The organism is Pseudogemmobacter sp. W21_MBD1_M6 (assembly GCF_052119585.1).
GTDB lineage: Bacteria > Pseudomonadota > Alphaproteobacteria > Rhodobacterales > Rhodobacteraceae > JBGQOJ01.
Genome location: NZ_JBGQOJ010000005.1, coordinates 74,717 through 88,339 on the forward strand (window position 1 = coordinate 74,717; position 13,623 = coordinate 88,339).

11 protein-coding genes are annotated in these 13,623 nt (G+C 60.3%); 7 read left to right on the top strand and 4 right to left on the bottom strand.

The genetic code is table 11. The features are described 5' to 3' along the window. Positions 1-2 precede the first annotated feature (2 nt). From ACEN2R_RS08065 to ACEN2R_RS08090, 6 genes are read left to right on the top strand one after another with little or no spacing between them, the layout of a single operon-like run. Positions 3-635, top strand: coding sequence for a phage distal tail protein, Rcc01695 family (locus tag ACEN2R_RS08065; RefSeq protein ID WP_442041024.1), 633 nt, complete (start codon positions 3-5; stop codon positions 633-635). Next, positions 635-1,522 carry a DUF2163 domain-containing protein gene (locus tag ACEN2R_RS08070; protein WP_442041026.1) on the top strand — a complete coding sequence of 296 codons (888 nt, stop codon included), beginning with the start codon at positions 635-637 and terminating at the stop codon, positions 1,520-1,522. Before ACEN2R_RS08065 ends, ACEN2R_RS08070 begins: the two co-directional genes overlap by 1 nt. Then, entirely contained in the window at positions 1,519-1,959 is a 441-nt protein-coding gene (locus ACEN2R_RS08075) for a peptidase (protein WP_442041028.1), read from the top strand. The genes ACEN2R_RS08070 and ACEN2R_RS08075 overlap by 4 nt, the downstream gene beginning before the upstream one ends. Then, positions 1,959-5,879, top strand: a complete 3,921-nt coding sequence (locus tag ACEN2R_RS08080; RefSeq protein WP_442041030.1) for a baseplate multidomain protein megatron — start codon at positions 1,959-1,961, stop codon at positions 5,877-5,879. The genes ACEN2R_RS08075 and ACEN2R_RS08080 overlap by 1 nt, the downstream gene beginning before the upstream one ends. After that, complete coding sequence (locus tag ACEN2R_RS08085) at positions 5,872-6,582, top strand: DUF2793 domain-containing protein (RefSeq protein ID WP_442041032.1); 711 nt, start codon at positions 5,872-5,874, stop codon at positions 6,580-6,582. Before ACEN2R_RS08080 ends, ACEN2R_RS08085 begins: the two co-directional genes overlap by 8 nt. 3 nt (positions 6,583-6,585) lie before the next feature. After that, complete coding sequence (locus ACEN2R_RS08090) at positions 6,586-6,891, top strand: DUF7742 family protein (RefSeq protein ID WP_442041034.1); 306 nt, start codon at positions 6,586-6,588, stop codon at positions 6,889-6,891. Between the two features lie 94 nt (positions 6,892-6,985). Here ACEN2R_RS08090 and ACEN2R_RS08095 read toward each other — a convergent pair whose 3' ends face one another. Next, complete coding sequence (locus tag ACEN2R_RS08095; RefSeq protein ID WP_442041036.1) at positions 6,986-8,632, bottom strand: FMN-binding glutamate synthase family protein; 1,647 nt, start codon at positions 8,630-8,632, stop codon at positions 6,986-6,988. Between the two features lie 330 nt (positions 8,633-8,962). Here ACEN2R_RS08095 and cysE point away from each other — a divergent pair, with 330 nt between their 5' ends. Then, complete coding sequence (cysE, locus tag ACEN2R_RS08100) at positions 8,963-9,772, top strand: serine O-acetyltransferase (RefSeq protein WP_442041038.1); 810 nt, start codon at positions 8,963-8,965, stop codon at positions 9,770-9,772. Positions 9,773-9,827: 55 nt separating this feature from the next. Here cysE and ACEN2R_RS08105 read toward each other — a convergent pair whose 3' ends face one another. From ACEN2R_RS08105 to pdhA, 3 genes are read right to left on the bottom strand one after another with little or no spacing between them, the layout of a single operon-like run. Next, on the bottom strand, positions 9,828-11,105 hold the full coding sequence (locus ACEN2R_RS08105; protein WP_442041040.1) for a pyruvate dehydrogenase complex dihydrolipoamide acetyltransferase: 1,278 nt from the start codon (positions 11,103-11,105) through the stop codon (positions 9,828-9,830). Between the two features lie 12 nt (positions 11,106-11,117). Next, entirely contained in the window at positions 11,118-12,485 is a 1,368-nt protein-coding gene (locus tag ACEN2R_RS08110) for a pyruvate dehydrogenase complex E1 component subunit beta (protein WP_442041041.1), read from the bottom strand. Positions 12,486-12,498: 13 nt separating this feature from the next. Further along, complete coding sequence (pdhA, locus tag ACEN2R_RS08115; protein WP_442041043.1) at positions 12,499-13,503, bottom strand: pyruvate dehydrogenase (acetyl-transferring) E1 component subunit alpha; 1,005 nt, start codon at positions 13,501-13,503, stop codon at positions 12,499-12,501. Between the last annotated feature and the right edge of the window lie 120 nt (positions 13,504-13,623).

Genomic DNA, 13,623 nt, shown 5'->3' on the forward strand with positions numbered 1-13,623 from the left:
ATATGGGTTTTCATGAAGTGCGGTTTCCGGCCTCGTTGAGCTTTGGCTCTGTCGGTGGGCCGGAGCGGCGGACCGAGGTTGTCACGTTGGCCAACGGGTTCGAGGAGCGCAATACGCCCTGGGCGCATTCGCGTCGACGCTATGATGCGGGTGTGGGGATGCGGTCGCTGGACGATGTCGAGATGCTGATCGCATTTTTCGAGGCGCGGCGCGGGCAGATGTTCGGGTTCCGCTGGAAGGATTGGGCAGATTTCAAATCGGGCAAAGCCAGCGTTGCGCCGCAGTTTCAGGATCAGGTGATTGCAACGGGGGATGGGTCGGTCGCGGTGTTCCAGCTGAACAAGACCTACCGGTCGGGGTTGCAAAGCTACACGCGCCCGATTGCGAAACCGGTTGCGGGATCGGTGAAGATCGGCATTCAGGGCGATCCGATGCGCGAAGGGGTGGAATTCGAAGTGGACACGGCCACCGGGCTTGTGAGCTTTGCGCATCCGCCCGACGAGGGGGTCGAGATTACCGCCGGATTCGAGTTCGACGTGCCTGTGCGCTTTGACACGGACCGGATACAGACCTCTGTTGCCAGTTTTCAGGCCGGTGATGTGCCGAATGTGCCCGTGATCGAGGTGCGTGTCTGATGGCGTTGCCGGGCGAGTTGGAGGCGCATCTGGCGGGCGGTCTGACGACCCTGTGCCGATGCTGGGCGGTGACGCGGCGCGACGGGATCGAGCAGGGCTTTACCGATCATGACATGGACCTGACGTTCGAGGGGGTGCTGTTTCGCGCCGACACCGGATTGAGCGCAAAGGCGTTGCAGCAGACCACTGGTCTTGCCGTGGACAATACCGAGGCGCTGGGCGCGTTGAGCCACGCGTCTGTGTCCGAGGCGGATATTCAGGCGGGGCGCTATGACGGGGCCGATGTGCGGGCCTGGCTGGTGAACTGGGCGGATGTTTCGCAGCGGATGCTGCAATTTCGCGGCACATTCGGAGAGATCCAGCGGTCCGGCGGGGCGTTTCAGGTCGAACTGCGCGGGTTGACAGAGGCGCTGAACCAGCCGCAGGGCCGGGTGTATCAGCGGCCGTGTCCTGCGGTTCTTGGGGATAAGGCCTGTGGTTTCGATCTGTCCGCTGCGGGCTATGTTGCCGAGGTGGCAGTGGAGATCATCGAGGACGGGCGGGTGTTCCGTTTTTCCGCGATGGCGGGGTTTGATCTGCGCTGGTTCGAGCGGGGGCGTCTGAGCGTGCTGTCCGGTTCTGCCAAGGGGCTGGTCGGTATGATCAAGAACGACCGGTTGAGCGATGCGGGCCGGGAGATCGAACTGTGGGAGGTGCTGCGCGCGCCGATCGAGGCTGGCGATCTGGTGCGGATTGAAGCGGGGTGTGACAAGCGGGCCGAAACCTGCCGACTCAAGTTCCAGAACTTTGTCAACTTTCGCGGATTTCCAGACATACCGGGCGAGGACTGGCTGATGAGTTATCCGTTGCAGGCGTCGGGGAATTCCGGCGGGAGCCTGACGCGTTGAGCGCCGGTCGCTTTGCCGGGCTGGCGCGGGGATGGGTGGGGACGCCCTATCTGCATCAGGCCTCGGTTCGGGGGGCGGGTGCCGACTGCCTTGGGTTGTTGCGGGGCGTCTGGCGCGAGGCCTACGGGGCGGAACCTGAGGCGGTGCCCGCCTATACGCCGGATTGGTCGGAGCCGCAGGGCGAAGAGCGACTGTGGGCGGCTATCCTTCGGCATTTCAGCCCGAAGGACGGGGCAGGATTGGACGTCGGGGATTTGATCCTGTTTCGGATGCGGCCGGGGGCGGTTGCCAAACATCTTGGGATTATCGGGACGGCTGGGCCTGATCCTACGTTTATTCATGCATATTCGGGTCACGGGGTTGTTGAAAGCCCTTTGTCTGTCCCGTGGAAGCGCCGGGTTACGGCGCGGTTTGTTTTTCCGGAAAGGGGTGTCTGATGGCCACCATCGTACTGTCGGCTGTGGGAATGGCTGTTGGCGGGTCTATTGGCGGGACCGTGTTCGGCCTGTCGACAGCGATTGTCGGGCGCGCTGTTGGCGCGACGTTGGGGCGGGTGATTGACCAACGTCTGATGGGGGCGGGCAGTCAGGTGGTCGACACGGGCAGGGTCGAGCGGTTCCGGCTGATGGGCGCAAGCGAGGGCGCACCTGTGGGGCAGATCTATGGCCGGATGAGGGTGGCCGGTCAGGTGATCTGGGCATCGCGATTCAGCGAACGTGTGACGACCTCTGGTGGGGGTGGCGGCGGCAAGGGGGCGCCGAAATCGCCGGTTGTGCGCGACTACAGCTATTCGGTGAACCTGGCTGTGGCGCTCTGCGAAGGACGCATCAGCCGTGTCGGGCGCATCTGGGCGGACGGGGTCGAGATTTCCAGGGCCGGACTGAACCTGCGGGTGTACGACGGGGCGCTTGACCAGATGCCCGATCCGAAGATGCAGGCAGTCGAGGGGGCGGGGAATGTGCCCGCGTATCGTGGCACGGCCTATGTCGTTCTAGAAGATTTGGAACTGGCGCAATTCGGCAACCGTGTGCCGCAACTGACGTTCGAGGTGATGCGCCCTGCGCAGGAGGGTGGGCCTGTGAGCCTGTCGTCCGATATTCAGGCGGTCGCAATGATGCCGGGGACAGGGGAATATGCGCTTGCGGTGACACCTGTGCACTATTCGTTCGGGCCGGGGGCCAACCGCTCTGCCAATGTGAACTCGCCCAGCGGCGAGAGTGATTTTGCGACCTCGGTTGGTGCCTTGCGGGACGAATTGCCAAACTGCGGGTCGGTGTCTTTGATCGTCTCGTGGTTCGGGGATGATTTGCGATGCGGGTCTTGCACGTTAAAGCCGAAGGTCGAGCAAAGCCTTGCAGATGGGGTGGGGATGCCCTGGAGAGTGTCCGGTGTGGCGCGATCAGCGGCGCAGGAGATTGCGCGGCAGGATGGAAGGTCTGTTTACGGCGGGACGCCTGCGGACGCGGCAGTGATCGAGGCGATCCGCGAGATTAACGATGCTGGCCAGGATGTCGTTTTCTATCCTTTCATTCTGATGGAGCAACTTGAGGGGAACGGTTTGACCGATCCCTATACCGGGGCATCCGACCAGGCCGCATTGCCGTGGCGCGGGCGGATCACGGTTTCTGTTGCGGCCGGGCGGGACGGGGCTGTGGACGGCAGTGCTGCGGCGGAGGCGGAGGTGGTCACGTTCTTTGGGGCGGCGTCGGCCAGCGATTTTCAGGTGTCGGCAGGTGGTGTGACCTATTCAGGTCCGGCGGAATGGTCATATCGGCGGTTCATCCTGCACAATGCTGCCCTGGCGGCGGCTGCGGGTGGCGTTACTGCGTTTTGCATCGGGTCCGAGATGCGCGGCCTAACACAGGTGCGCGGGGCGAACGGTGGCTTTCCTGCGGTTGCGGCGCTGCGCGCGCTGGCGGCAGAGGTGCGGAGCCTGCTGGGAGCGGCAACCCGAATTGGTTACGCGGCCGATTGGACCGAATATTTCGGGTATCAGCCACAGGACGGTTCCGGTGATCGCTTGTTCCATCTTGATCCGCTTTGGGCGGATGTGAATATCGATTTTATCGGGATCGACAACTACATGCCGCTGTCCGATTGGCGCGATGGCGATGCGCATCTGGATGCAAGCTGGGGAACAATCCATGACCTTGGGTATCTGAAGGCGAATATCGCCGGGGGTGAAGGGTTCGACTGGTATTACCATTCGCCGGAGGCGCGTGCGGCGCAGATCAGAACGCCGATCGAGGATGGTGCGCATAACGAGCCATGGATCTATCGTTACAAGGATATGCGCGGCTGGTGGTCCAACCCGCATCACGAGCGGATCGACGGGGTGCGTCAGATGGCGGCGACCGATTGGGTTCCCGGGTCCAAGCCGATCTGGTTTACCGAATTGGGATGTGCCGCGATCAACAAGGGGACGAATGAGCCGAACAAGTTCCTTGACCCTAAGTCATCGGAGTCGAGCCTGCCTGCGTTTTCAAACGGGATGCGCGATGATCTGATCCAGATGCAGTATCTGCGTGCGATGTTCGAGTTTTGGGGCGATCCGCTGAACAATCCGGTGTCAGAGGTTTACGAGGGCAAGATGGTGGATATGGCGCGTGCCCATGTCTGGGCCTGGGATGCGCGTCCCTACCCGTTCTTTCCAAACAATCGCGATCTGTGGAGCGATGGCGCGAATTATGCGCGGGGGCATTGGCTGAACGGGCGGACATCTGCCTTGGCGCTATCCACTGTAGTGGCCGAGATATGCGGGCGCAGTGGCGTTGCCGATTACGATGTATCCAAGTTGCATGGATTGGTGCGCGGCTATGTCGTGGATGATGTGAGCAGCGGGCGGGCGGCCTTGCAGCCGTTGATGCTTGCCTATGGCTTTGACGCGGTGGAGCGGGACGGGAAGCTGGTCTTTTCGAGCCGGACAGGGCGCGCGAGCGCGGTGCTTGATCTGGACCGGCTGGCGTTGACAAAAGAACAGGAAAGCACGCTGGAGGCGGTTCGTGCACCTGTGGCGGAGGTTGCAGGGCGCGTTCGCTTGAGCTTTGTCGATGCGGATGGGGATTACGAGACGCGCGCGGCGGAGGCGGTATTTCCGAACGAGACGACCGTCACGATTTCGCAGTCCGAGGTGCCATTGCTGATGACGCAGGGCGAGGGTCGCAGTGTGACAGAGCGATGGCTGGCGGAATCGCGTGTGGCGCGGGATACGGTCCGGTTCGCGCTGCCGCCTTCGGCGCTGGGGATCGGGGCCGGGGATGTTGTCGAACTGGCGGGGGATGGTGGTCCGGCGCTCTACCGCTTGGATCATGTGGAGCAGTCAGGGGTGCAACTGATCGAGGCGGTTCGAGTGGAGCCGGGGATTTACAGCCCGAGCGACGCGGTCGAGGAGGCCGTCGCGGTGCGCCCCTTCACGCCCCCTGTGCCGATCCATCCGTTGTTTCTGGATCTACCGCTGTTGACGGGCGAGGAGGTGCCGCACGCGCCACATTTGGCGGTTACGGCGACGCCCTGGCCCGGCAGTGTCGCGGTCTATTCCTCTGCCGATGATAGCGGATACACGCTGAATCGGCTTGTCGCGGCCGGGTCTGTTATCGGGGTGACGTTGACCCCGATGGGGGCGGCTGCGCCCGGGAAGGTTGATCGCGGTCCTGCATTGCGGGTTCAGGTGTTCGGGGGCGAGTTGAGTTCCGCCGAATGGTTGGCGGTTTTGAACGGTGCCAATGTTTCGGCGATTGGCGATGGGTCGTCGGACCGTTGGGAGGTGTTCCAGTTCGCCGAGGCAGAGCTTGTCGCACCTGCGATATATGATCTGCGGTTCAGGCTTCGGGGGCAGGCGGGGTCGGGCGCGGTGATGCCCGACGACTGGCCCGTTGGAAGCCAATTCGTTTTGCTGAATGACAGACCGCAGCAGATCGACCTGCCCGTTAGCGCGCGCGGGCTTGCGCGGCATTACAGGATGGGGCCAGCCCAGCGGGGGCTTGATGATCCGTCTTATGTTCATCTGGTCGAGGCGTTTCAGGGGATCGGGTTGCGGCCCTATGCGCCTTGTCATCTGCGCGGACGTCGGAATGACGCGGGGGATTGGCAGGTCAGCTGGATCAGACGCACGCGAATTGACGGTGACAGTTGGCAATCGGTCGATGTGCCTTTGGGGGAAGAGAGCGAGGCCTATGTTCTGCGGGTTTTGGCAGAGGGCAGTATCTTGCGCGAGGTGCAGTTGGTTGAGCCCGTCTGGATCTATCCGGATGCCTTGCAGGCAACGGACGGAATTGCGGGGGGCTTCGCGATAGAGGTTGCCCAAGTGTCGGCACGGTTTGGCGCCGGGCCATTTGAGAGGATTGAATTGAATGACTGATACACAGAACCTGAAGCTGCCGCTGTTGCAGCCTGCTCAAGCACAAAAGCATGTGACGGTGAACGAGGCACTGGCGCGGCTTGACGGATTGACGCAGCTGTCGCTGATGTCTCGCCAGACGGGAACGCCACCCGTTATTGCCGCAGACGGGCAATCGTATCTTGTGCCCTTCGCTGCGGTGAATGACTGGTCGGGACAGGTTGGGTCGGTCGCGATCTTTGCCAACGGCGGCTGGGTGTTTGTGCCGCCGCAGGCCGGTTGGCGTGCATGGGTCCGGGACGAGGGGCAAACGCTGGTCTATGACGGGGTGGCGTGGCAGTCGGGGGTTTTGGCCTCGTCGGTATCGGGCGCGGTTGCGCGGTTCGATGTCATCGAATTTGACCACGAGATTGTTGCCGGGGGGGCGCATTCTACGCTGACAACAATCCCGGCCAATTCGATGGTCTTTGGGATCACGGGGCGCGTTCTGGAGGAGATTACCGGGACCGTGACCGACTGGCGGTTGGGAGTTCCGGGGGCGACGAGTAAGTTCGGGAGTGGATTGGGGACGGGCGTTGGATCTTATGTCTTGGGGATGTTGTCGGCACCGGACACGACCTATGGTGCTTTGCCGTTGATGCTGACGCCGGACAACGGAGATTTTTCGGGCGGAACGGTGCGCCTGTGTATCCATGTGTTTTCTATGACTTTGCCAAGTCTGTAGGTGATGCGGCCGATCACTCATGGGGACGTGGCCTGTGTTGCGCTGGTGGTGCAGCATCTTCCCGCGCGGTACAGGCAAAGCGTGATCCAACGCTATCTTGCGCAGGCGGATGCTGCCGATGCCTATCGCAAGAGGTTCGGAAGGGTGCATCCGCAATGGGGAAATGGCAGCCTGATGGCCGCTGTGGGGGTGAAGGGATTGCAGCAAGAACCGTTTTTGGGCGATCTTGGTTATTGCCGTGCATTCGCGGCGGTCCTCGAGGTGCTTATTGCATGGCGCTGTGACAGATGTGTAGGGGAACTGGAATAATACCCCTTCTGACTGCGTCGACGATTTATCGGCAAGGCAAGGACATCAATGCCGCTCTGGAAGCCCGGAATGGCGTTTGATTTTTTCGCGCGTATCAATGCAGCGGGAATGGCCCGTGCGGAATTTCGGGTGGATCGAAAGTCTTGGACGATGCGCGCTCCCAGCGGCTGTGCCATTCGGAAAGCTCGTTGGTTTCATGCGTGGCGACAAGAAACCCGTTCGGCAGATACGGAAATGCCTGATTTCCATCGAGGAACTGCGAGTCCTTGTGGCGGAACATGAAGTGGTAGGGCAGGAAGTTCCCTGGATCGGTAAGGCCAGCCGCACCGGCGAGTTCCCCTAGAGCCTTTAGTGTGTTCCGGTGGAAGCGGGCCACGCGTTGGCTTTTGTCGTCAGGATCAAGGGCGCGTTGCAGGAGCTTGTCCTGTGTTGCGACACCGACCGGGCAGCGATTGGTATGGCAAGACTGGGCTTGAATACAGCCGATGGCAAACATGAAGCCACGAGCCGAATTGCACCAGTCGGCTCCAAGCGCCAGCACCCGCGCGATATCAAAGGCGCTGACGATTTTGCCGGCCGCCCCGATCTTAATTTCGCCACGCAAACCCGCCCCGCGCAGGGTATTGTGGACAAAGTTCAGACCTTCGAGCATCGGCATGCCGACGCGGTTGGCGAATTCCAGCGGTGCGGCGCCGGTGCCGCCTTCTTTGCCATCTACGACGATGAAGTCAGGCGTCACGCCGGTTTCGAGCATGGCCTTGACGATCGACATAAACTCTCGCCGATGACCTATGCAGAGCTTGAACCCTACCGGCTTTCCACCTGACAATTGGCGCAGCCGCGCGATGAACAGCATCAACTCGAGAGGTGTCGAGAATGCGCTATGCGCTGCGGGAGAGGAGCAATCCTGCCCCATCGGGATGCCGCGTGCCTCGGCGATTTCGGCGGATATTTTTGCGGCCGGAAGCATACCCCCATGGCCGGGCTTTGCGCCTTGGCTCAGCTTCAACTCGATCATTTTTACCTGAGGATCAGCGGCCTGCCTGGCGAATTTTTCAGGGTCGAAGGTTCCATCGGATGCGCGGCACCCGAAGTACCCCGAGGCAACCTGATAGATCAGGTCGCCACCGCCGTCACGATGGTATTTGCTGATACTGCCTTCGCCCGTGTCATGAGCAAAGCCGCCCATTCGGGCACCTTTGTTCAAGGCCAGGATGGCATTGCCGGAGAGCGCACCGAAACTCATCGCCGAAATATTGTAGAGCGACGCCTCATAGGGTTGTACACAGTCCTTGCCACCGATTTTTACGCGAAAGTCGGTATCCTTGATCGTCTTGGGCATTACCGAGTGGGTGATCCAGGCATAGCCCGCATCATAGACGCGTTCAGCCGTGCCGAAGGGACGTTTGTCCTCCACACCCTTTGCTCGCTGATAGACCAAGCTGCGCGCCTCGCGGCTGAAAGGCTCTTCGTCTTTTTCGCCTTCGATGAGGTATTGCCGGATCTCGGGGCGTACGCCTTCGAAGATGAAGCGCATATGCCCTATGACCGGATAGTTTCGCAGGATGGAGTGTTTGGTCTGCCTGACATCCATGATGCCGAGAACCGACAAGGCCCCGGAAACCAGGAATGGAGCAGCCATCCAGCCCCCTGAAGCGGCGAAGAGGGCGCCAAAGACAAGCATGAGAATGACAGAAAGTCCGAAAACAGAGTAGCGGTTGAGAATAGTGATGTGGGTCATTTGTCTCATTACTCGGGCAAGGCTGCGACACTGGAAAGCGGCACATGACATCGCACCCCTGACTGGAGCATATGAAGATGGGGTGCGATCAGCAACCTGCGCTGTTCGACAATCTTCGCTGTGTGCTTGGAATTGACGCGTGTGGCATAGGCTACGCTGGAACGTTTGCCGTCCAGTGCCGGTGTTTTATGGGTGCGAACCTGGTTCGCCCTGTCGGGACGTGACACTACGGGTCCAGGTTGCGACGCACGAATAATTGACCAAAGGGGTTTGCGCTTGGCCTGACGCGCTTACTTGTTGTAAAACAAATGCCAGATGGAAGGATGTTCTATGGCAGAGAAGCGCACAAAACTGGCCGAGCTTGACCCTGTATGGACCCGCATCAAGGGCGAGGCCGAGGCCGCCGTCCGCGCGGAACCTTTGCTGGGCGGGTTGATCCACTCCAGCATTTTGCACCACGGGTCTGTCGAAAACGCCTTGGCGTTCCGGATTTCCCTGAAACTGTCGTCGGGCGAAATGTCGGAGCAACTGCTGCGCGAGATCGCCGATCACGCATACGAAAGCGATCCGGCACTGGGGCAATCGGCGCGCGCCGACATTGTTGCGGTGTTCGACCGTGACCCGGCCTGCCACCGTTTTTTACAGCCGATCCTGTTCTTCAAGGGCTACCAGGCGATTCAAGCCTACCGCGTCGGGCATTGGCTGTGGACCGAGGGGCGGCACGATCTTGCATATTTCTTCCAGATGCGGATTTCAGAAGTTTTTGGCGTTGATATTCACCCAGCGGCGCGGATCGGCAAAGGGATCATGATCGACCATGCCCATTCTATCGTGATCGGCGAGACCGCCGTTGTGGGCGACAATGTGTCGATGCTGCATTCGGTGACGCTTGGCGGGACCGGCAAGGAAGAGGAAGATCGTCATCCAAAGATCGGCGATGGTGTTTTGATCGGGGCAGGAGCCAAGGTTCTGGGCAATATCCACGTCGGGCATTGCAGCCGGATCGCGGCGGGTTCTGTCGTGTTGGAGGATGTGCCGCCGTGCACGACCGTCGCCGGGGTGCCCGCGCGCATCGTTGGCGAGGCCGGCTGTGCGCAGCCGTCGATCATGATGGATCAGGTGATCCAGCGCTCTGTGTAACACTTTGTAAACATTAAAAGAAGGGCTGCGGATTGTGCCGCAGCCCTTTTTTGTTTCAGGCCAGCATGGTGAGCGGCTGTTCCAGATTGTCGACGATTGCGCCAAGGAACTTTGCACCGACAGCCCCGTCAATCACACGGTGATCGACAGATAGCGTCACGGACATAACCGTTGCGATCGTGATTTGGTTGTCATCGCCCACGACGGGTTTCTTGATGCCCGCGCCGACGGCAAGGATGCCGCCATGGGGCGGGTTGATGACCGCGTCGAAGTTCTCGATGCCCATCATGCCGAGGTTGGAAATGGCAAAGCTGCCGCCTTGGTATTCATGCGGCGCAAGTTTTCGGTCGCGGGCGCGTGCTGCAAGATCCTTCATTTCCGCAGACAGTGCCGAGAGCGATTTTGTGTCGGCATCCTTCAGAACGGGCGTGAAAAGCCCGCCCTCGATGGCTACGGCAACCGCAACATCCGAGGCCTTCATTTGCAGAACCTTGTCACCCGCCCAGACGGCATTCGCTTCTGGCACCGCTTGCAAGGCCATCGCGCAGGCTTTGATGATGAAGTCGTTGACCGAGAGTTTGACATCGCGGCTTGCCAGCTTTTTGTTGAGATCGGCGCGGAATGCCATCAGGGCGTCCAGCTTGATCTCGCGGCGCAAGTAGAAATGCGGGATTGTTTGCTTGGCCTCTGTCAGGCGGGCGGCAATGGTTTTGCGCATGCCGTTCAGCGGAATTTCGATGTATTCACGACCTTCGTACATCCGGGCGACCATATCACTGGACGGACCTGTGGGGGCTGCGGCGGCAACGGGGGCAGCCGTTACGACAGGTGCCGCCTTGGCTGGGCCGGCGGTTGCGCCTTCGACATCCGCCTTGACGATGCGGCCATGGGGGCCGGAACCCGTGATGCCCGAAAGGTCCAGGCCCTTGTCCGCCGCAATGCGGCGCGCGAGGGGCGAGGCGAACACCCGAGCGCCGTCAGAGGCTTTTGCGGCGGCCGGTGCCGATGCGGGGGCGGACGCCGTGGCAGGCGCAGCCGGGGCCGCGGCTGCTGGTGCCGCTTTTACGGCGCCAATGTCCGAAGCGCTTTCGCCCTCGGCAAGCAGCACGGCGATGACAGTGTTGACTTTGACGTTGGCAGAGCCTTCGGGGATCATGATCTTGCCGATGACACCATCATCGACGGCTTCGAATTCCATGGTGGCCTTGTCGGTTTCGATCTCGGCCAGCAGGTCACCGGACGATACTGTGTCGCCCTCTTTTACCAGCCATTTGGCTAATGTGCCTTCTTCCATTGTTGGAGAAAGCGCAGGCATGAGAATTTCAATTGGCATAGCGCGATCTCCTTAACGGTAGGTGACTGATTTGACGGCTTCGATCACCTCGGCAGTGGTCACAAGGGCCAGCTTTTCGAGGTTTGCGGCATATGGCATCGGAACATCCTTGCCGGTGCAGTTGATGACGGGCGCGTCGAGATAGTCGAAGGCCTTTTGCATCAACACCGAGGAGATGTAGTTACCGATGGCACCCACGGGGAAGCCTTCCTCTACGGTGACGCAGCGGTTGGTCTTCATCACCGATTTGATGACGGTTTCGGTGTCCATCGGGCGCAGTGTGCGCAGGTCGATCACCTCCGCCGAGATGCCCTCTTCCGCCAGTTTGTCTGCTGCTTCCAACGCATATTGCATGCCGATCGAGAAGCTGACGATGGTCACATCCGTGCCCTCGCGCCAGATTTTCGCTTTGCCGAACGGAACGGTGTAGTCATCCATCACCGGCACGTCGAAGGTGCGGCCATACAGGATTTCGTTTTCCAAAAATACGACCGGGTTCGGATCGCGGATCGCGGATTTCAGCAGACCTTTTGCGTCAGCCGCAGAATAGGGCATTGCAACTTTCAGGCCGGGGATCTGCGCATAAAGCGATGCGAAATCGTGGCTGTGCTGGGCCCCGACGCGGGCAGCGGCGCCATTGGCCCCGCGGAACACCATGGGTGCCCCCATCTGGCCACCTGACATATAAAGCGTCTTGGCGGCAGAGTTGATGATGTGGTCGATGGCCTGCAGCGCGAAGTTGAAGGTCATGAATTCGACAATCGGCTTCAATCCGCCAAACGCGGCACCGACCGCGATACCGGTGAAGCCATGTTCGGTGATCGGCGTGTCGATCACGCGCTTGGGGCCGAATTCGTCCAGCATGCCCTGCGAGATCTTGTAGGCCCCCTGATATTCGGCCACTTCCTCGCCCATCAGATAGACTGTTTCGTCGCGGCGCATTTCCTCGGACATCGCATCGCGAAGCGCTTCGCGAACCGTTGTGGGCTTCATTTCTGTGCCCTCCGGGATCTCGGTGTCTTTCGGGATGACCGTTGCGACTGGTGCCTTAGCCTGTGCAGGCACCGACGCCGGCGCGGCGGCGGCAGGCTCTGCCTTGGCAGGGGCTGCGGCAACCGGCGTCGCATCGGCGCTTTCACCTTCTTCAAGCATGATCGCAATCGGGGTGTTTACTTTTACGCCCTCGGTGCCTTCGGCGATCAGGATCTTACCCATCGTGCCTTCGTCGACGGCCTCGAATTCCATCGTGGCCTTGTCGGTTTCAATTTCGGCGATGATCATGCCGGATGTGATTTCGTCGCCTTCCTTGACCATCCATTTGGCCAAGGTGCCTTCCTCCATGGTGGGGGACAATGCGGGCATAAGAATTTCGGTTGCCATATCTGATGTCTCCTCAGGCCTGCGGTGCTTCGGCGTAAATATCTGTCCAGAGTTCGCTGAGTGCGGGCTCCGGGCTTTCCTTCGAGAACTCTGCAGCCTCGTTGACGATGGCTTTGATCTCTTTGTCGATCACTTTCAGATCGTCTTCTGTTGCGTGCTTGCCGGTCAACAGAATGTCGCGGATCTGGTCGATGCAGTCGCGTTCTTCGCGCATTTTCTGCACCTCGTCGCGGGTCCGGTATTTTGCCGGATCCGACATAGAGTGGCCGCGATAACGGTAGGTTTTCATTTCCAGAATGTAGGGGCCTTCGCCCGAACGGCAGTGCGCAATGGCCTTGTCGCCGGCCTCTTTCACCTTCAGCACGTCCATGCCGTCAACGGCTTCGCCCGGAATGCCGAATGCGGCGCCACGGGTCCACAGCTCTGGTGACGAAGAGGCGCGTTGCAACGAGGTGCCCATCGCATATTGGTTGTTCTCGATCACGAAGATCACCGGCAGCTTCCACAGGGACGCCATGTTGAACGTCTCGTAGATCTGGCCCTGGTTCGCCGCGCCATCGCCGAAATAGGCGAACGACACGCGATCGTTGCCAAGATATTTGTCGGCAAAGGCCAGACCGGCACCGATCGGCACCTGTGCCCCCACAATGCCATGTCCGCCGTAGAAATTCTTTTCCTTCGAGAACATATGCATAGAGCCGCCCTTGCCGCGGCTGAAACCACCCTCGCGGCCGGTCAGTTCTGCCATGATGCCCTTGGGGTCCATGCCGCAGGCCAGCATGTGACCGTGGTCGCGGTACGAGGTGACGCGCTTGTCGCCTTCCTCTGCGGCAGCTTCCAGCCCGACGACAACTGCCTCTTGCCCGATATAGAGGTGACAAAATCCGCCGATCAGACCCATGCCGTACAACTGGCCGGCTTTTTCTTCGAATCGACGGATAAGCAGCATCTGACGATAATGCTCTAGCAATTCTTCCTTTGAAACGTTTGGATTCTTTGTCGTTTTTCGGGTGGCCATGAACCAGTCTCCCCAGCTGATTAAACAATAGTTTAGCGTTAAACTATTTCTTACCGCATCGAGAGGCAAAGTGCGAGTGTGAATTTCCCGCAGTGAAAGCCACCGTGAAAGCCACCGTGA